This window comes from Halorubrum ejinorense, assembly GCF_055389685.1.
Map to the genome: position 1 here is coordinate 2,271,147 of NZ_AP043777.1, position 26,726 is coordinate 2,297,872.

Here is a 26,726-nt window from a genome sequence, read left to right on the forward strand (position 1 = left end):
CGGCCGCGCCGCCGTCGGCTCACTCCTCGGTGTCGTAGTGCTCGCCGGCCGCCTCCGGGAGCTGCGTCCGACCGACCAGCGCGAGCACGATGATGACCACCACGAACGGGGTGATCCGGATCAGCTGGCGGGGGACGCCGATCCCCTGTAGCTGGAGGACGGTCTGTACCGCGTCCAGGCCCGCGAACAGCATCGTCGAGAGGAACGCCCCGATCGGGTTGTAGTTACCGAACAGGTACGCCACGATGGCGATGAACCCCTTCCCGTTGACCATCGTCGGCCCGTTCCCCGTGAACTGCCCGAGGTCGAGCGACAGCGCCGCGCCGCCCATCCCCGCGAGCACGCCGGAGATGATAACCGCCGCGTACCGGACGCGGGTGACGCTCACGCCGGCGGTGTCGAGCGCCTTCGGATTCTCTCCGCTTGCGCGGATCCACCGACCGAACGCCGTCCGCTCGAAGACGTACCACGAGGCGAAGACGGCGAGGAACAGCAGGTACACCGACGGCGACGCCGAGAACAGCGCCCCGAAGAACGGCAGGTCGGCGAGCACCGGCACGGTGATCGACCCCATGGTCGCGACGATCGGCGTGTTCGGGCTGCTGTAGATCACCTGCGAGGCGAACGGCGCGAGCCCGAGCGCGATGAGCCAGACCGCGAGCCCGGCGATGATCTGGTCCGCGCGGAACTTGATCGTCACCACGGCGAAAAGCGCCGCGAGCAGCGTGCTCGCGATCACGCCGCTGACGAAGCCGATCCAGACGCCGCCGGTGACCTCGGTGACGTAGACGGCGCCGAACGCCGAGATGATCAGGAGCCCCTCCAGCCCGATGTTGATCACGCCCGACTTCTCCGCGAAGATGCCGCCGAGCGCGGCGAACGCGATCGGCACGGAGAGCCGCAGCGCCGCGGCCAGCGTGTTCTCGCTCGTGAGGACGGCGGCGAGCGTCCCAGCGAGCGAGTCCGGGAACAGCAGGCCCGCGACGAGCAGCGCGACGACGGCTCCGATCGTCGTTCCGGCGAACAGCGCGCGCGTCGAGTACCGGTCGAGGAGACCGTCCTCGTCAACGGCCGCGCCCTCGGCGTCGACGTTACTCATCGGACTCACCCCCCTCCTCGACGACGGTGCCGCCGTCGGTCGCGACCGCCTCCGGTTTCGACCCCACGCCCGGGAGCCCCTTGGCCAGCAGCCGGAAGAACTCCGGCATCGCCACGAAGAGGATGATGAGCCCGCGGAGGACGCCCACGAGCTGCGGCGGCACGTCGGTCGCGAACTGGACCACCGTGGTCCCGCTTTTCAACACGCCGAAAAGCAGCGCGGCGACGCCGACCCCGAGGGGATTGTTGCCGGCGAGGATCGAGACCGTGATCCCGTCGAAGCCGTAGGCCGGAATCCCCGTCTGGAACGTCCCGAGGATCATCATCACGTACATCGCGCCCGCGACGCCGCCGAGCGCGCCCGAGAGCGTCAGGCTCGCGACGATGGTGCGTTTGGAGTCGACGCCCCCGTACTCGGCCGCCTCGGGCTGGACACCGCTCGTGCGGACGTCGTACCCGAAGGCCGTGTGTTCGAGGACGTAGTACAGCGCGCCGACGGCGAGGAGCCCGAACAGGAGCGCGACGAGCGAGAAGTCCTGGCGAGCGCCGAACAGCACGGCGGGGAACTGCGCGAACTCCGGCAGCGGGACGGTCTGGTTCGCGGCGCTGTTGGGGTCTTTGAAGATCCCGCTGACCAGGTACAGCGCCACGCCGGTCGCGATGAAGTTGAGCATGATCGTCGTGATCACCTCGTTGGCGTCGGCGTACGCCTTCAGCAGACCCGGAATCGACCCGTAGAGGCCGCCGCCCACGCCACCGACGAGGAGCCCGAACGGGATCAACACGACGGTGCCGACGACGCCGGAGACGAACGCCGACGCCCAGAGGACGCCGAGGGCGGTCGCCAGCGCGCCGACGACCATCTGCCCTTGGGTCCCGATGTTGAATATCCCGGCGCGGAACGCCAGCGCGACCGAGAGCCCGGTGAAGATCAGGAGCGTGGTCTCCCTGAGCGTCACAGAGAACTGCCCCTCCGGCGACCAGCCCCCGCTGAACGGGTCGCCGAGCGCCCCGAGGAACAGCCGATCGAAGACGACGACGGGGTCGTAACAGAACCCGGTGCCGAAGTAGTACACCGCCTCGCCGGCGGTACAGCTCGTCATCCGGCCGGCCACCAGCACCAGCACCGCACCGATGAGGACGGAGAGGACGAGCGCCGCCGAGCTGATCAGGATGCGTTCGGTCGCCGACGCCTCGACGAGCCGTTCGAGCGCGCCGCGCGCGCGGTCGGCGGCGCTCACGCGCGCTCACCGTCCGCGGCGTCGGTGTCGGCCGCTGCGTTCGGCTCCGCCTCGCTCGTCGTCGCCTCCGGGTCACCGCCCCCGCCGTCGTCGCCCGGACGCTCCCCGGCCATCAGCAGGCCGAGCTCCTCTTCCGTCGTCTCGTCGGGGTCGACCACGTCGATGAACTCCCCCTCGTAGACGACCGCCAGCCGGTCGGAGAGCCCTTGAACCTCTTCGAGCTTCGAGGAAACGAGGACGATCGCAACGCCCTGTTCCCGGAGTTCGAGCAGTCGCTCGTGGATGAACTCGATCGAGCCGACGTCGACGCCCCGCGTCGGATGCGAGGCGACCACCAGCTCGGGGTCGCGCTCGAACTCCCGGCCGACGATGAACTTCTGTTGGTTGCCGCCCGACAGCGAGTGCGCCTCGGCGTCCGCGTCCGGCGGTCGCACGTCGTACTCGTCGATTATGGCGTCGGCGTGGTCCCGCGTGTCGTCCCAGTTTATCCGGCCGTTCGGCGCGAGCTCGCGTCCGTGTTGACTGCCCAACAGCCCGTTCTCGACTAAGTCGAACTCCATCACGAGCCCGCGCTCCTGACGGTCCTCTGGGATGTACGCCATTCCGGAGTCGATCCGGTGGCGTCGGGAGGCCGTCGTGACGTCCTCGCCGAGGAAGCGGATCTCGCCCGCGTCGGCGTCCTGAAGCCCGGTGACGGCCTCGACGAGTTCGGACTGGCCGTTGCCGTCCACGCCCGCGATCCCGAACACCTCGCCGGCCCGGACGTCGAAGGAGACGCCGTCGACGGCGCGGACGCCGCGGTCGTCCTCGACGACGATGTCCGAGACCGACGCGACGACATCGCCCGTCTCCGCGGCGCCGTGATCGACGTCTAAGAGGACCTCGCGGCCGACCATCAGCTCCGCGAGCTCCTCCTGGCTGGTCGCGTTCGCGTCGACGGCGCCGACCTTCTTCCCGTCGCGGAGGACGGTGATCTCGTCGGCCGCGCGCATCGCCTCGCCGAGCTTGTGCGTGATGAAGATGATCGTCTTCCCCTGCGCCGTGAGTTCGTCGAGCACGTCGAACAGCTCCTCGACCTCTTGGGGCGTCAGGACGGCGGTCGGCTCGTCGAGGATGAGCGTGTCGGCGCCGCGGTACAGCGCCTTCAGAATCTCGACGCGCTGTTGCTCGCCGACGGAGACGTCCTCGATACGCGCGTCCGGGTCCACGTCGAACCCGTAGCGGTCGGCGAGATCGACGACGGCCTCGCGGGCGCCGGCTCGGTCAACCGCGAGTCCGCCCCACTTCCGCGGCTCGTTGCCGAGCGTGATGTTCTCGGTGACGGTCATCGGGTCCACGAGCATGAAGTGCTGGTGGATCATCCCGATTCCGGCGTCGATCGCGTCCCGCGGCGAGCGGAACGCCTGCGGTTCGCCGTCGAGCCGGACCGTCCCCGACGTCGGTTCGTAGAGGCCGTAGAGAACGTTCATCAGCGTCGTCTTGCCGGCCCCGTTCTCGCCTAAGAGTGCGTGAACGGTGCCGCGCTCGACTTCGAGGTCGACGTCGTCGTTCGCCACGACCCCGGGGAACCGCTTCGTGATCCCGTCGAGGTGGACGGCTGAGGCCATTGGTCTGATTATCTCTGGTTCGAGGGGGGCTGAATATGTTTGGATACGTCCGCGGAAGCCACCGGACGACTGCCCGTTACCGCGGAACGCGAGAAGGGGTCGCGTCGGTTCGGTGACCGTTACGGCTCCGAGGGAACGTCGATGTCGCCGGCGATGATGTCGTCGCGGGCGGTCGCGACCTGATCGCGGATCTCCTGGGGGATCTCCGAGCCGAGCTGGTCGCCGTAGACGAGCTCGACGCCGTCGCTTTCGAGGCCGAGCGCGACGTTCGAGCCGCCGGGGAACTCGTCGTTGACCGTCGCCTCGATCGAATTGAACACGGCGGTGTCGACCCGCTTGACCATGCTCCCGAGGATGACGTCGGAGTACTCGGGGCGCGTGACGGACTGGTCGCGGTCGACGCCGATCGCGAACCGCTCCTGCTCTTGGGCGGCCTGGAAGACGCCCGTGCCGGTGTTACCCGCGGCGTGGTAGACGATGTCGGCCCCGCTGTTGTACATCGCGTTCGCCGCCTCGCGGCCCGCCGCCGGGTCGTTGAAGCTCCCGGTGTAGTTGACGCTGACGTCCACGTCGTCGCTGCCCGCGGAGGCGCCCGCCTCGAAGCCGGCCTGGAACTTCTGGATCAGGTCGGACTCGACGCCGCCGACGAACCCGAGGTTCGTCGAGTCGCCCGCGGTCGAGCCCGCGCCGGCGGAGAACGAGCGCGTCGTGAGCAGGCTCGCCATCAGCCCGGCGAGGTACGACCCCTCGTGCTCTTGGAAGACGTAGCTCGCGACGTTGTCGGCGTCGACCGCCGAGTCGACGATCATGAAGTCCTGGTCGGGGTACGACGAGGCCGACTCCGCGAGGGAGTCCGCCTGGAGGAAGCCGATACAGCAGACCAGGTCGTAGTCCGGGTCGTCCGATCCCGCGAACTGCTGCTGGAACGTGCTGAACTGCGCCACCTCGTCGGGCTGGGACTCGCGGAACGCGATCCCCAGTTCCTCTTCGGCTTGAATGGCGCCCTGCTGGGCCTGGTCGTTGAACGACCCGTCGCCGAGGCCGCCGGTCGCGTAGACCATGCCGATGTTCGCCGCCGGGCCGTCCCCACCGTCGGAGCCGTCGGACCCGTCGTCGCCGTCCCCACCGTCGTCGCCGTCCATTCCGTCTGACCCGTCAGAGCCGTCGGAGCCGTCCTCACCGTCGCTCGGGCCGCCGCTACACCCGGCGAGGCCGATGAGGCCCGCTGCGCTTGCCGCCTTGATGAACCGCCGCCGCTCGAAGTCGGATGCCATCTCGTACGTAACCCCGTCGGAACGCGGCATAAATTCACCGTTCCCTCCGCGGCGCGGGAGCACGTTCGTGAGGAGAGCACGCCGAATTCGACCCGAATGAGCGACCGTTCACCGCATTTCGATCCACGAATCCGAATTCCCCACGGTTGTGAACGATTAACCCCGCGGCGTCGGCTCGGCGGGAGGCCCGACCCGGAAGGCGGGCTACGACGCCGCGACGGCGTCCTCGACCACGGCTTCGACGTCCGCGACGAGGTCGTCGACGTCGTCGCTCTCGGCGTACACCCGAACGTACGGCTCCGTGCCGGACGGTCGCACCAGCGTCCACGAGGCGTCGGCGAACTCCAGCCGGACGCCGTGGTCGGTGTCGACCGCGGCGTCGGGGAACGCCGCCGGCAGCGCCGTCTCCAGTCGGTCCATCACCGACTCCTTCGCCTCGTCGGGACACGAGACGCTCGCCTTGCGATACGGGCGTTCGGTGACGGGTTCTCGGAGCGCGCCGAGTCCGTCAGCGGCGACGAGGCGGGCGATCACCGCCGCGGAAGTCACCCCGTCGATCCACCCGCCGAAGCCGACGTGGATGTGCTTCCACGGTTCGGCCGCGAAGACGACGCGGGTACCGGCGTCGTTCCCGGCGGCCGCGGCCGCCTCCCGGACCGTCGCGATTCCCTCGTGAAGCGCGCCGAGGCGCACTCGTTCGACGCGCCCCCCGGCTTCGCGGACGCGCTCGTCGATCCGCCCGGAGGCGTTGGGCGTCGTGACGACGACCGGGTCGGCCGCATCGCTCGCGCGGGTGTAGCGCTCCGCGAGGACGGCGAGGACCGTGTCCTCGTGGACGACTTCGCCGTCGGCGTCGACGATCACGATCCGGTCGGCGTCGCCGTCGTGGCCGATGCCGAAGGCGAACCCCTCGGCCTCGCCGTCGCCCTCATCGGTCGGGCGTCCCGGGTCCGAGACCCCCTCGTTGGCGTCGGCGACGAACGCGCGCAGGTCCGCGAGCGTCTCCGGGGTCGGCTTGCTTCCGCGGCCGGGGAAGTGGCCGTCGACGTTCCCGTTGAGCGTGACGACGTCGGCGCCCAGTTCGCGGAGGACGGTCGGCGTCGCCGGGGCGCTCATCCCGTTGCCGCAGTCGACCGCGACCCTGAGCCCGTCGAGGTCGGCGCCGAACCCCGCGGCGTACTCGCGCACGTCGTCGAGGTAGTCGCCGAGGGGATCGGTCCGGACCGCCTCCGTCCACTCGTCCCACGGGGCGACCGGCTCCTCGTCGGCGACCCCGGCCTCGACGGCGCGCTCCAGTTCGCGGTCGAACTCGGAGCCGTCGCGGAACAGTTTGATCCCGTTGTCCGTCGGCGGGTTGTGCGAGGCGGTGAGCATCACGCCGTACCGCCCGCGAGAGGCGTGCGCGAGCGCCGGCGTCGGGAGTTGACCGGCGCGGCGGACGGTAACGCCCCCGGCTGCCAGACCGGCCTCCATCGCGGCCGCGAGCGCGGGCCCCGTCACTCGCCCGTCGCGGGCGAGAACGACGGTCGACTCGGCGTCCGTCTCGTCGGCTCGCGAGCGGATCTCGGCGCTCACGGCTCGCCCCACTGCGAGCGCGAGCGCCGGCGTGACGCGGTCCTCGACGCCGCCGCGGATACCGGCGGTTCCGAACAGGTCCATGTCGGCCACCTCGGCGCCCGGGAGTTAGTAGGCGTCGGTTGCGCGCGGGCCGGTCGGTCGAGGACCGGTCGCTCGCGGGCCGGACGGTCACGCCGCGGTTCGGTCGCTCGCGGGCGGGCCGTTTAACAGGACGGCGGGCGCACGACCCACCGATGACCGACCGCGTTCGTGCGCACGTGTTCGTCTCGGGTCGCGTTCAGGGCGTCTACTACCGGGCGACCACCCGCGACACCGCCCGGGAGGCGGGGGTCGACGGGTGGGTACGGAACCTCGACGACGGCCGCGTCGAGGCCGTCTTCGAGGGACCGGAGGGAGACGTTCGCGACATGGTCGCGTGGTGCGAGACGGGGAGCAAGGCGGCGGACGTCGACGACGTCGACGCGGAGTACGTCGAGCCGGAGGGCGAGGACGGGTTCGAAGTCAGGTGGTGAGGAGCGACCGCCGGGCCGGGGTCGACGGAGGCGGTGAGAGGTGACCGCCGGGCCGGGGTCGACGGAGGTGGCGTCCGGCGTCAGTCGTCGCCGACCGTCGCGGCGTCGCCGGAGCTGTCTCGCACGCCCAGTTCCTCTAACGCGCGCAACACCACTATCGCCTCGACGACGTCGCGCTCCTCGGTGTAGGCGTCGTCGACCGCGTCGAGCGTCGCCTCGGCCTCGCGCGTCAGTCGCGCCTCCAACTCGGTCTGGTCCGTCTCGGCCTTCGTCGCCGACAGCAGGGCCTCGTGGTCCTCGCGGAGGTCCAGGGAGACGTGCGCCGCGTTACACCGCGAGAGCGGATGCGCGTCCATCTCGATGGCGAGGTCGCTTACGAGGTCCCAGTCGTCGGCGCAAAAGCGGAGCGTGACCGTCCCGACCACGTCGCGCCACGCGATCGGTCCTCCGTTCTCCATGAGCCGGAGCGCCCGCGGCGGCACCGCTATCCGGGTGTGGGTGTCGTCCCGGCCGCACAGGCAACAGGGGGTGTTCTTCAGTCCGGCGTACACGTCCATTCATACGGGTCGGAAAGGGGTGTGCGTTTCGGCGCGGAGAAGCCCACGGGCGAGACCCCACCGTCGGCAATACCTTATATAACTAAACTGACGGTCGGAAAGCGTAACCATAATCACCGTACATTAACCCATCTGTGGCTGTTAGCAACCTATATTTCCACAATTCTTATATTGTTAGATGGCAGTTATGTCATGTGAGTAAAGTAATTTGGGCACTCGCTGTAGCGTACGTTCTCGCCGGATTCGGGATGTTCTACAGTTTCGCGATAGATTCCGCCGAGCTATTCTCAGCCCTAACCGCCGTCATCTTCCTTCTGATGGCTCCCTTAGCGTATCTTGTTTATAAGCGGCAGGTGGTGAACGGGTAATCGTCACGGATCGGTCGGTACGTGTCTCCCAGCGATCCACTGATTCGGACGAGGTCTGGTGCGGTGGCGCGTGCCTGCGAGGCCGCCTCGCGGCCGAGTAGCACGCGCGAGGGAGTCAGTCGCCGGAGCGAAGCGGAGGCGACTGACGAGGCTGGGGAGGTGAGAGGTGCGATGCTGTGCGGGGCGGGACTCAAAGGGGCAGCCGCGAGGGCGGCGCAGGCGACGGAAGCACCGCAGGGAGCGAGTGAAACGAGCGACCGAGGAGCGCAACGAGCGTGCGCCGCCCTCGCGGCTGGGGCTTTGGAGGTGTTAGCCGTCAATTCGCCAGTACCGATTTATAAACAAACAGCCACGAGGCAGAGTGTCACTTATAAATGACCAACAGTATATTTAACCAGATCTTACGCTTCACATTCGGCCAGCCACTCGTTGGCCCAGTCGTCGATCTCCTCGAAGACGGGCGCGAGCGACTCGCCTTTGTCAGTTAAACTGTAGTACGTCGCCACCGGCGAGTCCTCTTCCAGCCTCCGGTCGACGAAGCCGGTCTCCTGGAGGTCGTCGAGCACGCGCGAGAGGGTGCGGGCGTTGGCGTCGGTCTCGCGTTTGAGCTCGTTGAACCGCACCTCGCCGCTGAGCAGTTCGTGGAGGACGACGAGCCGCCACTTCGAGCCGATCTGCTCGAGCGAGTCGATCACCGGACAGGGCGTCTCCGGCGCGGTCGCCGCCTCCGCTCCCGTCGCCGACTCGCTCCCGTCGGTCTCCGATCCGGTCGCGGCCGGTTCTGCCTCTCCTGCCGTCGTTTCCGCCGATTCCGTCCCGGCGAGATCCTGCGATGACATCGGTGTTACCTACTAACCGTATTGTCCGGGAAGCGATAAATAGGTTACGTCCGTATAGCAGGTTACACGATGTTAGCTGAATTCACGACGCTACCGCTCCAGTTCGACACCGCCCTCGCCGGCGAGCTGTTCCTGCTCGGCCGGATCCTGTTCGGCGCGACGCTCGCGTTCATGGGGCTCAACCACTTCATGGACCTCGAAACGATGGCCGGCTACGCCGAGTTCAAGGGACTCCCGGCGCCGGCGTTCTCGGTGATCGCGTCCGGCGCGGTCCTCGTTCTCGGCGGTCTCGGGGTCGCGGCGGGCGCGTTCCCCGTCGTCGCGGCCGGCGGTCTCGCCGTCTTCCTCCTCGCCTCCGCCGTGACGATGCACGACTTCTGGTCGGTCGACGACCCCGAGGAGAGACAGAACGAGATGACGAGCTTCCTGAAGAACGTCTACGGCGCCGGCGCGGCGCTGGCGCTGCTCGCCGTCGGCGGCACCGCGTGGCCGTACGCGGTCGGCGTCGGGCTGTTCTGAGGCGCGCTTGGGCCCCGCTCTCGTCACTGCCGGCCGCTCCCGGACCGTGACCGCCGGAACGGCTAACCGTCTCGGCGGCGAGGCCGGACGCATGAGCGACCCGCCGCCGACGACCGGGCTCCACCACGTCACGAACATCTGTACCGACATCGAGGAGACGCAGTCGTTCTACGAGGACGTGCTCGGCTGGCACACGGTCAAGCGGACCCAGAACTACGACGACCCGGGAACGCCCCACTACTACTTCTCGTCGACGCCCGACGGCGAGCCCGGGACCACCGTCACCTACTTCGAGTACCCGGACTCGCGGGGGACGCCCGGGCCGGGCGCGAGCCACCACTTCGCGTTCGGCGTCGAAGACGAGGCGACGCTCCGGGAGTGGCAGGCGCACCTGCGCGAGCGGGACGTGCGGGTCTCCGAGGTGAAGGACCGAACCTACTTCAAGAGCATCTACTTCACCGACCCCGACGGACTCGTCTTCGAGCTGGCGACGCAGGGGCCGGGGTTCACCCGCGACGAGGACGACCCCGGGAGCGAGGCGATCGACCCGTTCGAACGCGGCTACGAAAACTGACCGGGCAGACGCCGGCCCCTTCGGACCCTCATTCGTCCCCTTCGACGAGCGCCGCGAACCGGTCGAGCGCGCGGCGACAGATCGGGACGTACGGCGCCGCGAGCAGCGGCACTTCGATGACGACTCGGCACCGATCGGGACGCCGGGGGTAGCGCTCGACGCGGTGACCGGTCGCTGGCACGCCGGCGACCCGCCAGTCCCAGCGGAGCCGCGTCGCGGCCGTCACCCGGAACGGGACCCAAGCGCCCGCGACGCGGACCCGCCCGGTCGTTCCGGTCTCGACGTACCGGTCCGTGCTCTCGACGGCGCGGACGGAAGGGCTCCACTCCGGCCACCGCCGCGTGTCGCGGAGCGTCTCCGCGGTCGCCTCCGGCGGCGCTGCGACGTCGCGGCCGACCGCCAGCGTCGTTCCCTCGCGGACCACCGACGTTCGATCGTCGCGATCGCTTTCCTCCGAACCCGCGCGGGTCATCGCGGTGCCATCGCCGATGGATCCGAACGTGCGTTCGGTTCCGCACACCTGAAGGGGCTGTTTCCCGAAGTTCGTCTACCGATCGAGGTGCGCTCGCGACGTAGCATATATATTCCTTATATGGTATCAGGACTCATTATCTCTTTCCACGAAGGGTTAATACGGGGTTTAGCGGTAGGAGGGAACAAGATGGCAAACGACAACGACACCATGAAAGACGTCTCTCACACGGCACCGAACGGCACGTCCGCCGACGCGGTCTGGGAACGAGGCCGAGGGCCGGTCGAAGAAGAGGAAGAAGAGGAGTAACGCGGTCTTTTTCGGTCCGTTTTTCGCTTTCGACGACGCGGAGCCGACGGCTCGGCTCTCACCCGAGAGCGCGCTCTCCCGGGGCGATCTCACTGACGTCGTCCCGACGGTGGTCGCTCGCGAACCCCGGCGTCGCGCCCGGTCCGTCCGTCCGTTCTCGCCGCCGATAACCGAGGGCGTGGCTTTAACCCGAACCCCGGCGGAGGCGCACGCATGATCGAGGTGTCGGGGCTGCGGAAGACCTACGGCGACTTCGCGGCCGTCGTCGACAGCGACTTCAGCGTCGACGACGGCGAGGTGTTCGGGATCGTGGGCCCGAACGGGGCGGGCAAGACGACGACGCTCAAGGTGATCGCCGGACTCGTCGAGCCGACGGACGGGGAGGTGACCGTCGCCGGGTTCGACGCGTCGGACCCCGAGATGCGCCGGCACCTCGGGTTCCTGCCGGAGGAGTCGCCGCTGTACGAGGAGATGACCGCGCTGTCGTACCTCCGCTTTTTCGCCGACCTCTACGACGTGCCCCGCGACGTGGCCGACGAGCGGATCGAGGCCGCGCTCGACCGCCTCGAACTCGACCACCGCGAGCGGCGGCTCGGCGACGTCTCGAAGGGCATGAAACGCAAGGTCGCAATCGCGCGCTCGCTCGTCAACGACCCGGACGTGCTGGTGTACGACGAGCCGGCCTCCGGGCTCGACCCGGTGACGACGAACTCCGTGCTGGCGTTCACCCGAGAGCTCCGCGAGACGGGGAAGACCGTCGTCTTCTCGGCGCACAACCTCTATCACGTCGAGTCGGTCTGTGACCGCGTCGTGGTCATGAACGAGGGGCGGATCGTCGCCCGCGGGAGCGTCGACGGGATCCGCGAGCGCCACGGCGAGACGACCTACCGCGTGTTCACCGACGTCGAGCCGACCGCGACCGGCGCGCTCGCCGACCTCGACGCGCCGACGGAGGCCGTCGGGGACCGCTTCCGAACGACCGTCCCGAGCATGGACGCGATCGCGGCGGTCCGCGAGGCCGTCGCCGACGCCGGGGGCGAGGTCGTCGACATCCGGAGCCGAGAGCCGAGCCTCGAGGACGTGTTCCTCGACATCGTCGGCCGCCCGATGCCGGGCCGGTACACCGGCGACCCAGACGCGGACGCAACGGAGGGCGACGCGGCCGACGCGAAGGCCGGGTCGGACGGGGGGTCAGAAGACGAGACGGACGCCGAGACGCCGACGGAGGCCGTCGAGTGATCGATCGGCTGCGCCGGGTCGCCCAGCGGCTCGCGGTCGGCGTCCGCCGCGTCCTCCGAGTCGCGAAGTGGGAGTCGTCGCGCGCGACCGGCGGCGTCGACCGACGGACGCTCACGGCGGGGCTCGCCCTCCTCCTCGTCGCTGGAGGCGTCGTCGGCGTCGGCGTGGCGACGGGCGTCGCCGGCCTCGACGTCGACCGCGACATCTACCGCGTCGGCGTCGACGCGGACTCTCCGTACGCGGACGCCGTCGAGGCGAACCCGTCGCTCCGCCCCGTCTCGGCGGGCCCCGAGTCACTCGGTGACTCCGCCGACGCCGTCGTGGTGACGGTCGTGGCCGCGGGGGCCGAGGACGACGGCGCGATAGACGCCGCCGAGGTGACGGAGGTGGTCGTCCGCGCCAGCGACACGCGGAAGGGCGAGGCCGCGGCCGCGTCGGTCCGCGAGGCGGTCGAGGCGCACAACGAACGGCTGATGCGGGCCGAGCCGAACCGGACGGCCGCGTTCCCGATCACCGTCACGCTTCGGTACGCCGGTCGGACGACCGGGTTCGACGAGGGCGCGACCCTCGGCGGGAGCGGCGGCGACGCGACCGACGGCGGCGGATCCGGCGGAGGCGACGCGACGGGCGGCGGCTCCGCCGGCGGTTCGGACGGCGGCGACGCGACCGACGGGAGCGGGCCGGACGGCGCCGGTTCCGTCGACGCGGACGGCGGCTCGGACGACGGCGGGTTCGCGGTGCCGTCGATCGGCGGCGGCGCGTTCGGCGCGGACACGGTCGGCTCGCCGGGGTCGATCACGCCGCCGTTCCCGTTCACCTCGCTACTCCTCGCGTTCGTCTTCCTCGTGCCGATGAACTTCCTAATTCAGGCGTACGGCTCGTCGATCCTCGACGAGCGGACGAACCGCCGCGGGGAGCCGCTCCTCGTCACGCCGCTGTCGCCGGCGGAGATCGTCGCCGGCAAGACGCTGCCGTACGCCGCGGGCGCCGCGGCCGTCACGTCCCTCATCGCGCTCGCGGTCGGCGGCGGGCCGCTGTCGGTGTTCGCGGTCGCACCGGTGGCAGCGACGTTCCTCGGGGCCACGTTCGTCGGCGCGATGTTCGCGCGCTCGTTCAAGGAGCTCACCTTCGTCACGGTGGGCGTGAGCGTCCTGTTGACGACGTACGCGTTCGTCCCTGCCATCTTCACGAACGTGACGCCGGTGGCGCTCGTCTCCCCGCTCACGCTCGTCGTCTTCGACCTCCAGGGCGAGGCCGTCTCCGTCGGCGAGGCGCTGTTCTCGACGGTGCCGATGGCGGTCGGCGCGACGCTGCTTTTCGGCCTCGGGCTCGGCGTCTACCGCGAGGAGGACATGTTCTCACAGAAGCCGGTGGGCCGGAAGTTCCTCGACGCGCTCGCGGTGCGGCTCGCACCCGTGTCCGCCGGCGGATCGCTCCTCGGGCGCGGCCAGCTGCGCGCGCTCGTGTCGGTCGCGTTCCTCACGGCCTGTACGATCCCCTTCGTGTTCGTCGCCGAGCTGTTGGCCGTCGCGGTGCTGTTCGCGCTGCCGATCACGGTGTCGGTCCCGGTGTTGCTCGTTACCATCGCGTTCATCGAGGAGGTCGCGAAGTCTATCGGCCTGTACGCCGGCTTCGAGCGCGGCGTCTTCGGACGGTCGAGGCGAGACGCCTCCGAGTCGCCGACCGACGACGGCCCCGTCGGCGGCGCGCTCCGCGTCGCGCTCGCGGTCGGGCTCGCCTCGGCGGTCGGCTTCTTCCTCGCGGAGAAGGCAACCGCGGTCGTTCAGGCGGTCGGGCTCACGGAGCTGTTCCTAGGCCGCGCCGCGTTTGGCGACGTGGCCGGGCTCTCCGGGCTCCCGCCGGTCGCGCTGGCGGCGCTGTTCTTCGCCCCGCTGGTCCTCCACGGGGTCACGACGACCGTCGCCGCCGTGGGAGCGAGCCGCGGTCGGACGGCCTACGCGGTCGCGCTCGTGGTGGCGACGCTCGGTCACGCCGCCTACAACGCGGGGGTGGTGAGCCTTGGATAGCCGCCTGACGATAGCCGGGCGCGAACTCGCCGGGTTGCGCGCAGAGAAGACGATCCTGCTGGCGATCGCGATCCAGCTGTTCATCGCGGCGTTCTCGTCGTTCCTCGTCGTCGGGCTCGTCTCGATGTACGACCCGGGCGCGCTCGACGGCGCGGAGATCGAGGTCGCGGGCGCGGGCGACGCGGTCGACGACTTAGAGCGCGCGGCGGCCGAGGTCCCGGGGGCGTCGGTCACGCCGTACGCCGACCCGGCCGACGCGCGGAGCGCCTTCGAGCGGAACGCGGCCGACGCGGTGGTGATCGCGACTCGCACGGAGTCGGGGCGGGTGTCGACCGTCGTCACCGCCCCGGACGCGACCGTGGAGACGACGGTGATCGTGGTACAGCTCCGGGATCTCCTCCGTGCCTACGAGCTGAACGAGCGCGACGCGCGCGCCTCGTATCTGGAGGAGTCGCCGCTGCCGCTCCCGGACCGCGGCGAGACCAGCCCGTACTTCTCGTTCACATACACCGTCCTGATCCCGGTGTTGGTGTTCCTTCCCGTCTTCATCTCGGGGTCACTCGTCGTCGACTCGATCACCGAAGAGATCGATCAGGGCACGCTGGAGCTACTTCGCGTCGCGCCCGTCACGGTCGCCGATATCGTCGACGGGAAGGCGGCCGCGGCGATCGGGATCGCCCCCGGACAGGCGTTGCTGTGGCTGCTGCTCCTCGAGGCGAACGGCACGTCGGTCGCGAACGTCGGCCCGATACTCGCGCTGATGACCGCGTTGACGACGCTCGTCGTCTCGGTCGCGGTCGGTATCTCGGCGGTCGCCCCCGACCGGCAGGCGGCACAGCTACTCTACTCCGTCGCGGTCCTCGTGCTGTTCGGCGGCGCGACGGCGATGGCGGGCGGCCCGGCCAACGCGGTGGCGCGGCTGGCGATCGACAGCGCGGACGCGACGACCGGGGTCCTCGTGGTCGCGTACGCAGCCATCGCGGCGGCCGCCTACCTCGGCGTCCGGCGCGTCGTCGCCGCCGAGGGGTTCGGCCGCTGAGCCGGCGACTCGTTCCGTCGAACGTCTACGACCGGCCGCTGATCCGCTCGTCGAGCTCCGCCGCGGTCGGGAGTCGCCACCCGTACGCGACGGCGAGGAGCCGGACGCCGACGGTCACCGCCGCGCACGTCGCGGCCGCGAGACCGGAGGGCGCGCCGAGCGCCCCGGCCAGCCAGTAGGCGACGCCGCCCGCCACCGCGCAGCTCGCGTAGAAGTCCTCGAAGAGGATGAACGGCGGTCGGTCGAGCAGAATGTCCGCCAGCGCGCCGCCGCCGACCGCGTTGATCGTCGCGACCGCAACCACGCCGAAGGCGGACACCCCCGCGCCGGTCGCGACGATGGCGCCGGTGGTGGCGAACGCCGCGAGCCCGACGGCGTCGGCGGCGACCGTGATCGGGTGTTCGTCCGGCGAGGCGAGCCGCGCGCTCAGTCCCACGGCGAGCGTGACCCCGACGAACCCCAAGAAGATCTCGACCGGCGAGCGCAGCGCCAGCGGCACGCGAGCGACGAGGAGGTCGCGCGTGACGCCGCCCGCGAACGCCATCGCCAGCCCGACGACCGCGACGCCGAACAGGTCGAACTCCTCGCGGACGGCCTTGCTCGCGCCGACCAGCGCGAACGCGACGAGTCCGACCGTGTTCATGACGGCGAACGGATCGCCGAAGAGGGTCGTCAGGACGCCCTGTGTCACTGCTCGATCGTAGGCGCTCGGCCGTTTTGAGCGCTCCGGCTCACCCGCCGAACGCGCCGAGGCTCGACTGGAGCTCCCGCTCCGGCACGGCGTCGGTCAGTTCGTAGCCGACGAGGTCGCGGGCGTCGACCGCGTACGTCGAACCGCCGCGGTCGAGCACCAGGACTCGCCCCTTCCAGCCGCGGACGGTCCCGGCGGCCATCGTCTCGGCGACCGGTCGCTCGTCGAGGCCGAGCCCGTAATCGAACGAGAACCGCTCTATCGGATCGAACCGCGCGAGAAGCGCCTCCCACGCGTCGCCGTCGACCGAGCGACCGAACCCGTCGAGCTTCGTCGGGACGCGCACGCGGTCGACGAGGTCGTCGCCGGCCGCCAGCTCGGACTCCACTTCGCGGGCGATCCGACCGTTCTCGAACGTCCGAATATGCGCCGCGCGGTCGGCCCCCTGCTCGCGGAGGCGGGTGCCGAGCCGCCACTCGCGGGTGACGCCGACCTTCAGCACGTCCGGCGCGAACGCGGCGAGGTACATCGCGTGGGTCTCGTGGCAGTCCATCTCGTCTTTCAGGCACGTCCCGGTACACCGGGCGCACACCCAGACGTGACTGTGGTCGTCGCAGTACGGCGCGTCGCCGGCGTCGCAGGCGACGTGGTCTCCCTCGTGAACCGTCCCGGCACAGCGGCGCTCCCCGAGCCCGAAGGACAGCTCGGTCCCCGGACTCGCGTCGACGTAGTCGACGCTCCCGCCGTCGGCGACGTAGAGCCCGCCTCCAACCGGCCCGTCGGTCGCCGCGGTCGGAGCGTCGTCCGCGGCCGAGCCGCTCTCCGTCTCCGGGGAGTCGCTCGCGCCGTCCGTCTCGTAGCCGACGACCTGCACGCCCCGAGGTACGGGCAGCCGATGCTTATAGCCGTCGTCGCGGCGCTCGGCGGCGACGGAGACCGACGACGGGGTGGCGCTCTCGCTGGGGATCGAAACCGACGGGTCGGAGCCGGCCACGCTCGAATTTCAGACCGGCCAGCGCGCGGAGTTCACCGCGTATCCGCCGGGCGCGCTCGACGACGAGAGAGGGGAGCTAGTCCGACTGGCGGCGACTCCGCCGACCCGATCTGGCGGTACGGCGCGGCCCGGACGTTCACGCAGGCGCTCGGCAGCGAGACCATCGCCCCCGGCGAGTCGGTCGCCTACGAGCGGACGTGGCGCCACCCGCCCGCCGAGACGGCCTTGTCAAAGTATATAGAGGATGACATTTTTTTACAGTCGTGCTGAATACAGAGCATATATACAGCATAGTATCGGAATGGAACTGACTCCCAACGTGCCATCCGAAATTCATAACTTTTCGGCTCCCATGCCCAAGATATCGACTTCCTCGCCACTGCCCGCCGCTTCGAACTTTTCTTCCTCCGATAGTTCTTGGGCCCCGGCCAGATGGACGAGCGGAGCGTCCAGCGCCGTCGCGCTCAGCCAGATCTCATCGCTGCCGTCGTCGTCATCGTCGTCGTCCCCCCGTTCACCGAGGACTTTCACGTTCACGGCGTTGAGTCCTTTCCGCCCCTCGTCGGTCTGGAATGCTTGCGATGCCATCTGCTCGATCAGTTCTGCGTTATTCATCTCGGTGCTCTCTGCCAGAGTGGTACCGACCAACGAGCCCAATCGGCTCCGGTCGCGGACGAACTGCTCGACGATACGGTCCCCGTACTCGTCGCTCTCGATATCATCCGGGGTGACGCTCGCGACCTCGGTCAGACCCTCGTCGAACAGGAGCGTCACCGACTCCTCGAAGAGTGCGCCCTCGTCGAGTATCCACCCGCCGGCCAAGATGATTTGATCGTCGTGGATGACCCGCCGGACGTAGAACAGCCCGGGCAACGCCGTCGGTGCATCCACCGGCGTCACGGCCACGGGACAGACCAGCGTCTGCGAGCCTGATCCGCCGTTGTCGTATTCGACGTTGTCGCCCGGCATCACCATATCTCTGTCCTCGCCGAGGATGATTTCGCCGGTGCCGTCGGTCGTGAGGAAGACGCGTGTTCCGATGGTGCCAGCCGATATCGGCGCACCACTGACGACAGCGGCCCCCTCCATTCCGTGGCCGACGATGCCCCGGCCTGCGGTGCGGTAGGTGTCCAGTTCCGCCGAGAGAATGTTCTGACAGGCGAGGTCCTCGTGGAGCGACACGGAGCCGACGGTCCGGATACACCCGTCGTCGTCGTACTCGATTCCCTGGCTCCCGTACTGGTCGTGGAACGGTGCGCGGACACCGTCCGGTTCGCGTGAGGGGGCGAAGTACGCGAGCACCCGATCCAGCGTGAGTTGCTCGGCCAGCGAGCCACGGTCACCCGGCAGCTTCGCGTCGGGCAGACAGACGACGAACCGCTCTCCGATAGTCGGCTCGTTCTCCAGGTACTCCCTGAGAGCGTCGTCATCCGCGGTCTCAGTGTCCGTATCGTCGTCGGCACTCTGCGTCCGTGGCCTATTCCGTGGTGGTCTGCCCGCGAGGGCCTTGCGGCGGTATCCCGGTCCCCTCGCCTTCTGTTGCGCGCTCGTCGACCAGCCCTCAAGGTCGATCTCACGAGAATCAGCCCGGACCGTTGCCGGCACCGCCCGAACCTCGGTAGTACCAGCGAGAGAGAACGCCAGCCCGTCACCGTCGCTGTCAGGGCCCTGGTTCGGCGGCGCTTGCCCGGGGTAGAACGCCGCCGGGGCGGAGGCCGTCGTCCCGACCAGCTGCTGGGCACCGCGGTCGATGAGTCCGTCGACGGCGGAACATCCCGCGAGCCCACCGAGTACGGCCGCTCCGCCGGCAGCGAGCATCGTTCGCCTCGTGATTCCCCACCCGGAGGGGCTCCGCTCGGTACGGCTTCTCGTCTCGTTCGAGTTGCTATCCATATCTGAACTACGAACGTGCTTTAAACATATAAATTAGATTATAAATAGTCATCAAATTTGTGCACGCGCTTCCTGTTCCAGATCCATTGCCTGTGCCCGAGATCGACAACGAACGGAGTTCGGTCTGAACCAGCTCTCTGCGAGATACGCGTCCGTATTCAGCACGCCGTTTCTATCAGTTGTTGAAGCTTTCAACGGAGCCGCCGGTACCTATCGAGTCGGCGGCGAGAGACCACGACGGACCGCGACGTGCGCTCGGAGGCGGTCGTTTCCCTGGAGTGATGAATCTATAAGTGCCGCGCGGTCCGGCCTTCAGTCATGCGTACGGCAGCCCTCCCACCGATCGTCGCCGCGGTCGTTGCGCTCGCGGTCAGCGGAATCAGACGGTTCTCGGCCCTCCTCCTCCAATCACCCGTGTCGCTTCCGCCGTCCGAGCGGTTCACGATGTACCTCATGAGCGCTCAGTTCGTGGCTTTCGTACTGATATACGGCCTGGTCTTCGGCGTCGCACTCGGGTCCGGCCTGCGAGACGCGGACGTCTCCCCGACGTCGACCGCGCTGGCGACGGGCGCGAGCGCGACGGTCGCGTTCCTCGTCGGTTCGGCCGCCGTCCTCTGGTATCTCGCCCCGAGCAGCGGAGCGGTCCTCACCGCCGTCTTCTCGCTCGGCGCGAGCCTCGGCGTCGGGATCCAATTCGCCGTCGTCGCGTACGCGGGGGTCTCGATCGGCGAGGGGCGCCGCGACGAGCCGAATCCGATGGCCGCCTGAGTCCTACTCGGCCGGCTCGTCGCCGTGGACCGCGCGCTCGACCGCGGCCGCCAGCCGCTCCCGCGTCCGATGGCTGGCCTCGGCCGCCGTCTCGACCTCGATCAGGTGCGACCCCGCCGCCTCGTGAGCGCGGGAGACCGCGGCGGTCACGTCCGCGGCGACCGCGTCGGCGCGCTCCGCCGGCGTTTCACCGCGCTCCGCGAGCGCCTCGGGACGCGCGTCGATCCGGGCGTACTCCAGCCCGTGGAACTCGGAGAGCGGCTCGAACGCCAGCCCGTGCGGGGTCTTGAACGAGTCGGTGAACGGCGGATCGAACGCCTCGATCGGTAGTTTGTGAAAGATGCCGCCGCCGTCGTTGTTGATCGTCACGACCGTCGCGTCCGCATCGCAGCGGTCGATAGCGAGCAGGCCGTTGGCGTCGTGGTACAAGGCGAGGTCGCCGAGGACGAGCGTGAGATCGTCGGTCGTCCCGACGCCCGCGCCGAGCGCGCTGGAGACGATCCCGTCGATGCCTGAGACGCCCCGGTTGCCGAGCGCGGTGACGTTCGCGGTCGTCGGCCCGACGAACCGGTCGAGGTCGCGGACGGGCATCGAGTTGGAGACGAAGAGCGTCGCCGGGTCGGGGAGCGCGTCCGCGACCGCACGCAGGGCGTCGCCCTCGTGAAACCCGGCGTCGGCCGCGGTCGACTCCGCGTCGCCATTCCCGTCGCCCTCCACGTCGGCGTCACGGGCGTGAACGGCCGCCGCGGTCCGGTCCGCTTCCTCCCACTGTTCGCGCCAGCCGGGGTCGCCGCTGCCGCCGCGGACGTGCCGGGAGAGCCGTGCGCAGAGCCGACTCGGCTCGGCGACGACGAGGTCGGTCGCGGCGAACTCGGCCTCGCGCCACCGTCCCGCGGGGTCGACCTGGTACTGGTCGGCGCCCGTCTCGGCGAGGTACTTCCGGAGCCGCTTCGAGGTCGGCGAGGCGCCGAGCCGGAGGACCGCGTCGGGGTCACGCCAGTCTTCCGACCCCTCGCCGTCGCCCGCGAGGTCGGCGGAGAGGTACGCGTCGTAGGCGCCGACGACGGGCGCGACGCGCGTGTGGCCGCCGTACCGGAGCCCCGAGAGCGGGTCGGCCAGCACGGGGAACCCGGTCGCGTGCGCGAGCGCCGTGACCGACTCGGGGTCGATGCCCGGCGGGTCGGCGGGGCCGGCGACGATCAGGCCGCGCTCCGCCTCGCCGAGGGCGGTCGCGAGCGCTCGCACCTCGTCGTCGCCCGGTTCGGGGGCCCCGGGAGTCACGTCGACGTAGGGGCCGTCGCGTCCGTATTCGGCCAGTTCCGGGAGGTCGTCGGGCACGTCGCCCGGAACCGGTGTCGGCTCCAGGGGCTTCGCGAACGGGACGTTGAGGTGGACCGGTCCCTGGTCGGCGCCCTCCGCGGTCGCGACGGCGCGGGCGACGGTGGTGCGCAGCGACCGGAGCGCCCGGTCCTCGGCGGCCGGCTCGGGGAGGTCCTTGTAGAACCTGACGGCGTCGCCGTACAGCTTCTCCTGGTCCGCGGTCTGGTTCGCGCCGGAGTCGCGCAGTTCGGGCGGTCGGTCGGCGGTGAGCGCCAACAGGGGGACGCGGGCGTTGCTCGCCTCCATCACGGCCGGGTGGTAGTTGGCGGCGGCGGTGCCGGAGGTACAGATCAGCGGCGTCACGCGGCCGGTCCTGCGGGCCCGACCGAGCGCGAAGTACGCCGCGGAGCGCTCGTCGAGCTGCGAGTAAACGCGGATCTCCTCGTGGCTCGCGGCGGCGACGGTCAGCGGCGTCGAGCGACTGCCGGGCGAGGCGACGACGGCGTCGACGCCCGCGGCGACGAGCTCGTCGACGAGCGCGTTCGCCCACAGGACGTTCCGGTTCGGCGCGGTCATTACCCGCCGTTCGACCTCCGAGGTAAATACTCCGGCGGGTTCGGTCGACGGGGCGGTCCCGGCGACGACCGAGCGGCGCACCGACCCCTCGCTACTCGGACTCCCGCCCTGTCACCTTCCGTACGCACGAGGAGCCGAACGGACCGAGCTCGCCCGCGTCCAGTTTCACGAAGTGCCCGGTCGTGACGCTCGCGCCGCACCGCCGGCAGGTGAACTCGCCCTCGCGAACGGCGACCTGACTCTCGTACTCGACGTAGGTCCCACCGCGGCGGATCCGAAGCAGAGCGCCCTCGCGGTCGACGACGCCGCGCTTCTCGGCGGCGTCGAGGATGTCCCGGGTGAGCGCGGGGCTCGTCGTGATCGTCTCGATCCGGTCGACCGCGTCGGCGAGGTCGAGCTCCTCGCGTTCGAGGTGCGCGAGCAGCTCGACGCCGAGCTCCAGCTTCTCCTCGCGGGTCGACGGCTCCGTCACGGCCGGCGAAACGGCGCGGGTCGTCTTAAGTCGGCGGGATGCCGGTCCGGCGCCGGAACCGCGAGAACCGGCAGATTCACCTTCGTCTGTCGACAGTTCGATCCGTGGTTCGATCCCGCGACCGGTCCCGGCGCCGCCCCGCGTACCGCCGGCGCCCGAACGAGTTCTACTGGCTGTGGATCGCGGCGACCGCGACGTACGGCGTCGGCGACATCGTCTCGACTATCGCCTTCCTCCGGTACGTCCCGGCGATAACCGAGGCGAACCCCGTGGTCGCCTTCGCGCTCGACTCGTTCGGGTTCGCGGGGCTCGTGGCGCTGAAGTTCGTCGTCTACCTGATCATGCTCTGGATCAGCGTCGAGGGAGCGCGCGAGGGCGACAAACTGTTGTACTACTTCCCGCCGGTGCTGCTCACGGCGACCGGGACGTACCTCACCGCGAGCAACGTGCGACTGCTGTGGCTCTCCTGAAGCCGGAGACGCTCTCAGCCGACGGCAACGCTCGCGCGCGGCCGATCCTCGGACCGGCGTCCAGCGACCGAGTACCCGGCGGAAACCCCACTACCGACACCGACTTTCCCGCGCGCGGCGAACGGATCGGCATGATCTCTGACACCCCCGGCCTCCATCACGTCACGGGGATCGTCGGCGAGCCGACGGCCAACGCCGACTTCTACGGCGAGACGCTCGGGCTCCGGTTGCTCCGCCGGACGGTGAACTACGAGGAGCGGCTCCAGTACCACCTCTACTTCGGTGACGCGACCGGCTCGCCGGGCTCCGTGGTCACCGTCTTTCCGGACCCGAACGCAGACCCCGGGAGGCCCGGGAAACCCGGGTACGAGGCGGTCGCGTTCGCGGTGCCGCCGGACTCGCTCGGATACTGGCGCGACCGGCTCGCCGACCGCGACGTCGAGGCCGACCCGCTCGACGCGGACGCGCGCTTCGGCGACCGCGGCCTGTCCCTGGCGGACCCCTCCGGTACCCGGATCGAACTGGTCGCGACCCCCGGCGGGGAGGCCGGCGCCGATCCGTGGACCGACGGTCCCGTCTCGGCGGCGAACGCGATCCGGGGGCTTCACGGGGTGACCGCGCTCCCCGCCGACCCGTACGGGACCGCAAGCGTGCTGGAGACCCTCGGCTTCGAGTACGAGGCGGAGTCGGCCGACCGGATTCGGTACCGTGCGCCGGGCGACCGCGCGACGGTCGTCGACCTCCTCGACCGCGACGCGGCGTACCTCCGGGAGGGGCCGGGGACGCTCCACCACGCCGCGGTCCGCGTCGCCGACCGCGAGGCCCTACTGGAGTGGCACGACCTGTTCCGCGACCGCGGGTACGACGTGTCGCGCGTGAAGGACCGCCACTTCTACCACTCGCTGTACGTCCGCGGTCCCGGCGGGCTCCTCGTCGAACTCGCGACCGAGGCGCCGACCCCCGACGGGCCGGCGGGACCGGGGCTCGCGGACCCCGACGCGACGGGTCACGCCGCGGACCTCTACCTCCCGCCGCGGTTCGAGCCGGACCGCGAGCTGATCGAGTCGCAGCTCCCCGCGTTCGACGGACCGGGTGCCACCGAGGCGAGCGAGGGAGACGCCGCCGACTCGCAGCGATGACTCGCCGACTTCCCGGGGTCTCCGGCCCGCACGCGGAGGCGACGCTCGTGACCGGCGGCGCGCCGGTCGCGGCCGCGGAAGTCGCGGTCGTGTTGGTCCACGGTCGAGGCGGGACGCCCGAGGGGCTCGTCCGCCTCGCCGACGAGTTCTACCGCTCGGGGGCGACCCTCCTCGCGCCCGGCGCGGTCCGGTCGACGTGGTTCCCGGCCCCGCACGACGCTGCGATAGCGGCCAACGAACCCGCGCTGGCCTCGGCGGTCGACTGCGTCGCCAGCGCGGTCGAGGTCGCTCGCGACGCCGGCGTCCCGCCCGAGCGCGTCGTCCTCGTCGGCGTCTCGCAGGGCGGGTCGGTCGTCGCGGAGTACCTCCGGCGTCGCCCCCGTCGGTTCGGCGGCGCGTTCGTCGTCTCGGCCGCGCTGCCGGGGGAGGAACTCGATTCGCGCGAGGTGGACGCGGCGGCGGAATCGGGCGAAGGAGGTCGCAGCGACGAGGAACCGCCCGGCCCCCTCCACGGGACGCCGGTCGCGCTCGACAGCAGCGAGGACGACCCGTACGTGCCCGCCGACCGAGTCCGGGCGACCGGGCGCGTCTTCGAGCGCGCCGGCGCCGCGGTCGAGTGCCGGATCGACCCGGGCGACGGCCACGGGCTCTCCGACGCGACGATGGAACGGATCGGCGAGCGCATCGGCGACCTCCTCGACGACGACTGACTCGCGGCCGGGCTCGGGTGTCCTGGGGGCTCGCGCGACTCCCCGGCCCGCCGCCACACGGCCGAGTTCCGAACGGGTTCGCGCCGGAGGACATGCGGGAGCGTCGTCGACGGTGAGACGCCGATATCCGAACTCGACGTCAGATCCATACCGCCGAACGAGCGACACGACCGGATCCACGACGCGTTCGCGGCGCTGGAGCCGGGCGAGTCGCTCACGATAGTCAACGACCACGACCCGAAGCCGCTGTACTACGAGCTGTCGGCGGAGGTCCCCGCGTTCGACGACGAGGCGTACGCGGTCGGGCGCGAAGGGCCGGAGCGGTTCGTCGCCGAACTGCCGAAGGCGGCGACCGGAGCCGATCCGGAGGCTGTCAGCCTCGCCGACCTCGACGGCGAGCCCCACGCCCGTGCGTTCCCCGGCCGCGAACCGAAGACGGTCCGGCTCTCGCTGTCGCTCGCGCTCGCCGCATGGTGTGTCGTCCCCGTCGCGATCGCCGCGCGGTTGGTCCGGCGGCGGCTCTGAGCGGGGCCGGCCGACCGCTCTCCGGGGTCACTGGGGCGATCGAATTCGCTCGGGGCGCTACTTCGTCCAGCGCTCGTAGTACTCCTCGACGGCGTCGATAGTCACGTGTAGTCCGTACTGTGACGTCTGATACGGGTACTCTTCGAGCGCCCCCTCTTCACTCGGTGTCGGCGGTCCGCTGCTTTCCTCGCGAGGGGTCCCGGCGTACGTGAGTCCGACGACAGTCCCGTCGAGCGTGATGACCGGAGAGCCGCTGTTCCCGGTCGTCGAGGGCATCTCCGTGTTGAAGGAATCACCGTATCCGTCCTTCGCGTACTCGCCGAGACCGATGACCCAATTACCGATGAACGAAGGGTGTCCGACCTGGACGAGCGGTTGGCCGGCAGTCAGCGAGGACGCCGTTCCTCGCGGCGGGACGTACGGGGCCGCCGTCTCGGTCTCGACCAGCGCCACGTCGTCGTCCTCGGCGACGTCAGTGACCGAGAAGTCGAACTCCGTGCCGTCGAGGAGGTATCCGGTCGCCGACTCAGTGTCGCCGTTTACCGCGTCACGGACGACGTGCGCGTTCGTAATGACGTGGTTCTGATCGATGAACCAGCCCGTTCCGCCCGATCCGTAGTTCCCGGCGTACTCGAACTCGAACGCGACGACAGCCTCCCTGAGCGTTCGACCGGCAGCAGTCGCGGCCTGTCTGACCTCCTCGCTGTACTGATGCTCCCCGGACCTCCCTTCGAGTGCTTCGATCCGCTCGTCTTTCGTCGACAGTTCCTCCTGAAGAGCGCTTATCTCGCCCCGTAACTCCGAGATGCGGTTTCGTAGCTCCGCCTTCGTCGCTTCGGAGGAGTTGGACGGAGGCGACGTCGACGCTCTCGAACCGTTCGAGTCGTCCGAACATCCCGCCGCTCCGACGACCGTTCCGGTCGACGCGAGTTCGAGGAGTCGACGTCGAGAGACTGAATCCATGCGTTCCGTTTCGTTCGCATATGTAAATGGATTCGTGTGACGCGAGTATCGTAGGTGTCGGATCTGTCTAACGGGTTATGAGACGGAACGACGGCTGAACGAGACCGCGATACCGACCGATCTGCGCTCGTGGATCGCCTGCTCAGGGGGACGGACGACGTCGGTTCCGTGGATATCGACGAGGCCGGGCGATCGCACCCGCGAACGAGGCGCTTACTCGATCCGCTCGACGCCCTCGGCGTCGTCCGGCGACTCGAAGCCGACCGGCCGCCGCGGGAGGTCGTCGACGAACTCGCGGACGACGGTGCGCTCGACGCGCTGGAGCACCTCGCTACAGGTCGACTTGGCGATGCCGACGTGGTCGGCCACCTCGGTGAGCGTACACTCCCGGGGCACGTCGTAGTAGCCGCGGTCGACGGCCTCGAAGAGGACCTCGCGCTGGCGGTCGGTGAGCGATCCGCCCGGGTTCACCCGCTGTTGGACGTACTCGACCTCGAAGTCGGCGCCCACGTCGCGGAGCGCGTCGCCGAACTTCGCGACGCGCTCGTGGTCGCCGGTAATGTCGATGCGCGCGACGCCGTCCCGTATCTCGACCGGCATCTCGATGGGGACGCCGGCGCGGCGCGCCACCGTCTGGAGGAGCGGGACGAGCGCCTCGACCTGTACGGTGACCATGCCGTCGTCTTCGGCCATCACCGAGCAGTGGGTGACCACGTCGTGGTCCTCGACCGCGTCGAGTATCGGGTCGAGGTCGTCGGCGGAGGTCCGGACCAGGGCGAACCCGGCGCCGTCGTCGGGCGTCGCGGTGAGTACCTGAAACCGCGCGTCCGGGAACGCCCGGGAGACGTCGCCGACCCACGGCCCCTCCGGAACGGTCACGCTGAGGCGTGCCTGTGCCATGCGCGTGGGTTCGGCGCCGCGGTGAAAAGTCCCTTCGGCTCCGCGCTCGCCG

Annotated in this window: 27 protein-coding genes and 1 pseudogene; 13 read left to right on the forward strand and 15 right to left on the reverse strand. The window is 69.9% G+C overall.

Going from position 1 to position 26,726, the window contains the following annotated elements; genetic code table 11:
* Positions 1-19 precede the first annotated feature (19 nt).
* The 5 genes from ACZ5KW_RS12695 to ACZ5KW_RS12715 all read right to left on the reverse strand — a co-directional run bounded on the left by ACZ5KW_RS12695 (position 20) and on the right by ACZ5KW_RS12715 (position 6,879).
* Positions 20-1,099: an ABC transporter permease gene (locus ACZ5KW_RS12695; RefSeq protein ID WP_343776933.1), complete on the reverse strand. Its 1,080-nt coding sequence runs from the start codon at positions 1,097-1,099 to the stop codon at positions 20-22.
* On the reverse strand, positions 1,092-2,339 hold the full coding sequence (locus tag ACZ5KW_RS12700) for an ABC transporter permease (RefSeq protein WP_343776935.1): 1,248 nt from the start codon (positions 2,337-2,339) through the stop codon (positions 1,092-1,094). Before ACZ5KW_RS12700 ends, ACZ5KW_RS12695 begins: the two co-directional genes overlap by 8 nt.
* Positions 2,336-3,946, reverse strand: a complete 1,611-nt coding sequence (locus ACZ5KW_RS12705; protein WP_343776937.1) for an ABC transporter ATP-binding protein — start codon at positions 3,944-3,946, stop codon at positions 2,336-2,338. The genes ACZ5KW_RS12700 and ACZ5KW_RS12705 overlap by 4 nt, the downstream gene beginning before the upstream one ends.
* 119 nt (positions 3,947-4,065) lie before the next feature.
* Complete coding sequence (locus ACZ5KW_RS12710) at positions 4,066-5,220, reverse strand: BMP family lipoprotein (RefSeq protein ID WP_343776939.1); 1,155 nt, start codon at positions 5,218-5,220, stop codon at positions 4,066-4,068.
* Between the two features lie 204 nt (positions 5,221-5,424).
* Positions 5,425-6,879 (reverse strand): phosphohexomutase domain-containing protein, encoded by a 1,455-nt coding sequence (locus ACZ5KW_RS12715; RefSeq protein WP_343776941.1) that lies wholly within the window; start codon positions 6,877-6,879, stop codon positions 5,425-5,427.
* A 152-nt stretch (positions 6,880-7,031) separates the two neighbouring features.
* Between ACZ5KW_RS12715 and ACZ5KW_RS12720 the strand changes: the two genes are divergently transcribed.
* Positions 7,032-7,310: an acylphosphatase gene (locus tag ACZ5KW_RS12720; protein ID WP_343776942.1), complete on the forward strand. Its 279-nt coding sequence runs from the start codon at positions 7,032-7,034 to the stop codon at positions 7,308-7,310.
* An 80-nt stretch (positions 7,311-7,390) separates the two neighbouring features.
* On the opposite strand, the gene ACZ5KW_RS12725 is transcribed toward ACZ5KW_RS12720, so the two are convergent.
* A complete protein-coding gene (locus ACZ5KW_RS12725; RefSeq protein ID WP_343776997.1) occupies positions 7,391-7,861 on the reverse strand; it encodes a hypothetical protein in 471 nt (156 codons plus the stop codon).
* A 775-nt stretch (positions 7,862-8,636) separates the two neighbouring features.
* Positions 8,637-9,074, reverse strand: coding sequence for a winged helix-turn-helix transcriptional regulator (locus ACZ5KW_RS12730; RefSeq protein ID WP_343776943.1), 438 nt, complete (start codon positions 9,072-9,074; stop codon positions 8,637-8,639).
* A gap of 69 nt (positions 9,075-9,143) precedes the next feature.
* On the opposite strand from ACZ5KW_RS12730, the gene ACZ5KW_RS12735 reads away from it, so the two are divergent.
* Together ACZ5KW_RS12735 and ACZ5KW_RS12740 are read left to right on the forward strand one after the other, a co-directional pair.
* Positions 9,144-9,593 carry a DoxX family protein gene (locus ACZ5KW_RS12735; protein WP_343776945.1) on the forward strand — a complete coding sequence of 150 codons (450 nt, stop codon included), beginning with the start codon at positions 9,144-9,146 and terminating at the stop codon, positions 9,591-9,593.
* A gap of 91 nt (positions 9,594-9,684) precedes the next feature.
* The gene (locus ACZ5KW_RS12740; protein ID WP_343776946.1) at positions 9,685-10,167 is read left to right on the forward strand and encodes a VOC family protein; all 483 of its coding nucleotides are present in this window, start codon (positions 9,685-9,687) and stop codon (positions 10,165-10,167) included.
* A gap of 28 nt (positions 10,168-10,195) precedes the next feature.
* On the opposite strand, the gene ACZ5KW_RS12745 is transcribed toward ACZ5KW_RS12740, so the two are convergent.
* A complete protein-coding gene (locus ACZ5KW_RS12745) occupies positions 10,196-10,639 on the reverse strand; it encodes an SRPBCC family protein (protein ID WP_343776947.1) in 444 nt (147 codons plus the stop codon).
* Between the two features lie 189 nt (positions 10,640-10,828).
* Between ACZ5KW_RS12745 and ACZ5KW_RS12750 the strand changes: the two genes are divergently transcribed.
* The 4 genes from ACZ5KW_RS12750 to ACZ5KW_RS12765 all read left to right on the forward strand — a co-directional run bounded on the left by ACZ5KW_RS12750 (position 10,829) and on the right by ACZ5KW_RS12765 (position 15,253).
* Positions 10,829-10,948 (forward strand): hypothetical protein, encoded by a 120-nt coding sequence (locus tag ACZ5KW_RS12750; protein WP_464388570.1) that lies wholly within the window; start codon positions 10,829-10,831, stop codon positions 10,946-10,948.
* 213 nt (positions 10,949-11,161) lie between these two features.
* Positions 11,162-12,187 carry an ABC transporter ATP-binding protein gene (locus ACZ5KW_RS12755; protein ID WP_343776948.1) on the forward strand — a complete coding sequence of 342 codons (1,026 nt, stop codon included), beginning with the start codon at positions 11,162-11,164 and terminating at the stop codon, positions 12,185-12,187.
* Positions 12,184-14,214 carry an ABC transporter permease family protein gene (locus ACZ5KW_RS12760; RefSeq protein WP_343776949.1) on the forward strand — a complete coding sequence of 677 codons (2,031 nt, stop codon included), beginning with the start codon at positions 12,184-12,186 and terminating at the stop codon, positions 14,212-14,214. Before ACZ5KW_RS12755 ends, ACZ5KW_RS12760 begins: the two co-directional genes overlap by 4 nt.
* Positions 14,207-15,253 carry an ABC transporter permease gene (locus ACZ5KW_RS12765; protein WP_343776950.1) on the forward strand — a complete coding sequence of 349 codons (1,047 nt, stop codon included), beginning with the start codon at positions 14,207-14,209 and terminating at the stop codon, positions 15,251-15,253. The genes ACZ5KW_RS12760 and ACZ5KW_RS12765 overlap by 8 nt, the downstream gene beginning before the upstream one ends.
* A 25-nt stretch (positions 15,254-15,278) precedes the next feature.
* Here the strand turns inward: ACZ5KW_RS12765 and ACZ5KW_RS12770 are convergent, their stop codons facing one another.
* Both ACZ5KW_RS12770 and ACZ5KW_RS12775 read right to left on the reverse strand, forming a co-directional pair.
* Positions 15,279-15,944 carry a trimeric intracellular cation channel family protein gene (locus ACZ5KW_RS12770; RefSeq protein ID WP_343776951.1) on the reverse strand — a complete coding sequence of 222 codons (666 nt, stop codon included), beginning with the start codon at positions 15,942-15,944 and terminating at the stop codon, positions 15,279-15,281.
* Positions 15,945-15,984: 40 nt separating this feature from the next.
* Positions 15,985-16,818, reverse strand: a complete 834-nt coding sequence (locus tag ACZ5KW_RS12775; protein WP_343776952.1) for a DUF2797 domain-containing protein — start codon at positions 16,816-16,818, stop codon at positions 15,985-15,987.
* 21 nt (positions 16,819-16,839) lie between these two features.
* On the opposite strand from ACZ5KW_RS12775, the gene ACZ5KW_RS12780 reads away from it, so the two are divergent.
* The gene (locus ACZ5KW_RS12780; protein ID WP_343776953.1) at positions 16,840-17,208 is read left to right on the forward strand and encodes a BsuPI-related putative proteinase inhibitor; all 369 of its coding nucleotides are present in this window, start codon (positions 16,840-16,842) and stop codon (positions 17,206-17,208) included.
* Between the two features lie 63 nt (positions 17,209-17,271).
* Here ACZ5KW_RS12780 and ACZ5KW_RS12785 read toward each other — a convergent pair whose 3' ends face one another.
* Entirely contained in the window at positions 17,272-18,831 is a 1,560-nt protein-coding gene (locus ACZ5KW_RS12785; RefSeq protein WP_343776955.1) for a hypothetical protein, read from the reverse strand.
* A gap of 318 nt (positions 18,832-19,149) precedes the next feature.
* Between ACZ5KW_RS12785 and ACZ5KW_RS12790 the strand changes: the two genes are divergently transcribed.
* Complete coding sequence (locus ACZ5KW_RS12790) at positions 19,150-19,599, forward strand: hypothetical protein (RefSeq protein WP_343776957.1); 450 nt, start codon at positions 19,150-19,152, stop codon at positions 19,597-19,599.
* A gap of 3 nt (positions 19,600-19,602) precedes the next feature.
* Here ACZ5KW_RS12790 and menD read toward each other — a convergent pair whose 3' ends face one another.
* The gene (gene menD / locus ACZ5KW_RS12795) at positions 19,603-21,495 is read right to left on the reverse strand and encodes a 2-succinyl-5-enolpyruvyl-6-hydroxy-3-cyclohexene-1-carboxylic-acid synthase (RefSeq protein ID WP_343776958.1); all 1,893 of its coding nucleotides are present in this window, start codon (positions 21,493-21,495) and stop codon (positions 19,603-19,605) included.
* A 91-nt stretch (positions 21,496-21,586) separates the two neighbouring features.
* On the reverse strand, positions 21,587-21,967 hold the full coding sequence (locus tag ACZ5KW_RS12800) for a DUF5830 family protein (protein WP_343776960.1): 381 nt from the start codon (positions 21,965-21,967) through the stop codon (positions 21,587-21,589).
* Between the two features lie 104 nt (positions 21,968-22,071).
* Between ACZ5KW_RS12800 and ACZ5KW_RS12805 the strand changes: the two genes are divergently transcribed.
* The 4 genes and pseudogenes from ACZ5KW_RS12805 to ACZ5KW_RS12820 form a co-directional block, all read left to right on the forward strand.
* Positions 22,072-22,437 (forward strand): DUF5658 family protein, encoded by a 366-nt coding sequence (locus ACZ5KW_RS12805; RefSeq protein ID WP_343776961.1) that lies wholly within the window; start codon positions 22,072-22,074, stop codon positions 22,435-22,437.
* Between the two features lie 131 nt (positions 22,438-22,568).
* Positions 22,569-23,576, forward strand: coding sequence for a VOC family protein (locus tag ACZ5KW_RS12810; protein ID WP_343776962.1), 1,008 nt, complete (start codon positions 22,569-22,571; stop codon positions 23,574-23,576).
* Entirely contained in the window at positions 23,573-24,286 is a 714-nt protein-coding gene (locus tag ACZ5KW_RS12815; RefSeq protein ID WP_343776964.1) for an alpha/beta hydrolase, read from the forward strand. Before ACZ5KW_RS12810 ends, ACZ5KW_RS12815 begins: the two co-directional genes overlap by 4 nt.
* Positions 24,287-24,409: 123 nt before the next feature.
* Positions 24,410-24,742: pseudogene (locus tag ACZ5KW_RS12820) on the forward strand (DUF2249 domain-containing protein); the annotation flags it as partial.
* Positions 24,743-24,868: 126 nt separating this feature from the next.
* On the opposite strand, the gene ACZ5KW_RS12825 reads toward ACZ5KW_RS12820, so the two are convergent.
* Positions 24,869-25,774 carry a S1 family peptidase gene (locus ACZ5KW_RS12825; RefSeq protein ID WP_343776966.1) on the reverse strand — a complete coding sequence of 302 codons (906 nt, stop codon included), beginning with the start codon at positions 25,772-25,774 and terminating at the stop codon, positions 24,869-24,871.
* A gap of 213 nt (positions 25,775-25,987) precedes the next feature.
* Positions 25,988-26,674: a helix-turn-helix domain-containing protein gene (locus tag ACZ5KW_RS12830; RefSeq protein WP_343776968.1), complete on the reverse strand. Its 687-nt coding sequence runs from the start codon at positions 26,672-26,674 to the stop codon at positions 25,988-25,990.
* Positions 26,675-26,726 lie beyond the last annotated feature (52 nt).

Bases quoted from the DNA above. Each gene is read 5' to 3' on its own strand.
- ACZ5KW_RS12695 (WP_343776933.1), bottom strand. From the start codon at position 1,099: ATGAGTAACGTCGACGCCGAGGGCGCGGCCGTTGACGAGGACGGTCTC.
- ACZ5KW_RS12705 (WP_343776937.1), bottom strand. From the start codon at position 3,946: ATGGCCTCAGCCGTCCACCTCGACGGGATCACGAAGCGGTTCCCCGGG.
- ACZ5KW_RS12710 (WP_343776939.1), bottom strand. From the start codon at position 5,220: ATGGCATCCGACTTCGAGCGGCGGCGGTTCATCAAGGCGGCAAGCGCA.
- ACZ5KW_RS12715 (WP_343776941.1), bottom strand. From the start codon at position 6,879: ATGGACCTGTTCGGAACCGCCGGTATCCGCGGCGGCGTCGAGGACCGC.
- ACZ5KW_RS12720 (WP_343776942.1), top strand. From the start codon at position 7,032: ATGACCGACCGCGTTCGTGCGCACGTGTTCGTCTCGGGTCGCGTTCAG.
- ACZ5KW_RS12730 (WP_343776943.1), bottom strand. From the start codon at position 9,074: ATGTCATCGCAGGATCTCGCCGGGACGGAATCGGCGGAAACGACGGCA.
- ACZ5KW_RS12735 (WP_343776945.1), top strand. From the start codon at position 9,144: ATGTTAGCTGAATTCACGACGCTACCGCTCCAGTTCGACACCGCCCTC.
- ACZ5KW_RS12740 (WP_343776946.1), top strand. From the start codon at position 9,685: ATGAGCGACCCGCCGCCGACGACCGGGCTCCACCACGTCACGAACATC.
- ACZ5KW_RS12745 (WP_343776947.1), bottom strand. From the start codon at position 10,639: ATGACCCGCGCGGGTTCGGAGGAAAGCGATCGCGACGATCGAACGTCG.
- ACZ5KW_RS12750 (WP_464388570.1), top strand. From the start codon at position 10,829: ATGGCAAACGACAACGACACCATGAAAGACGTCTCTCACACGGCACCG.
- ACZ5KW_RS12755 (WP_343776948.1), top strand. From the start codon at position 11,162: ATGATCGAGGTGTCGGGGCTGCGGAAGACCTACGGCGACTTCGCGGCC.
- ACZ5KW_RS12780 (WP_343776953.1), top strand. From the start codon at position 16,840: ATGCTTATAGCCGTCGTCGCGGCGCTCGGCGGCGACGGAGACCGACGA.
- ACZ5KW_RS12785 (WP_343776955.1), bottom strand. From the start codon at position 18,831: ATGGATAGCAACTCGAACGAGACGAGAAGCCGTACCGAGCGGAGCCCC.
- ACZ5KW_RS12790 (WP_343776957.1), top strand. From the start codon at position 19,150: ATGCGTACGGCAGCCCTCCCACCGATCGTCGCCGCGGTCGTTGCGCTC.
- menD (WP_343776958.1), bottom strand. From the start codon at position 21,495: ATGACCGCGCCGAACCGGAACGTCCTGTGGGCGAACGCGCTCGTCGAC.
- ACZ5KW_RS12810 (WP_343776962.1), top strand. From the start codon at position 22,569: ATGATCTCTGACACCCCCGGCCTCCATCACGTCACGGGGATCGTCGGC.
- ACZ5KW_RS12815 (WP_343776964.1), top strand. From the start codon at position 23,573: ATGACTCGCCGACTTCCCGGGGTCTCCGGCCCGCACGCGGAGGCGACG.
- ACZ5KW_RS12825 (WP_343776966.1), bottom strand. From the start codon at position 25,774: ATGGATTCAGTCTCTCGACGTCGACTCCTCGAACTCGCGTCGACCGGA.
- ACZ5KW_RS12830 (WP_343776968.1), bottom strand. From the start codon at position 26,674: ATGGCACAGGCACGCCTCAGCGTGACCGTTCCGGAGGGGCCGTGGGTC.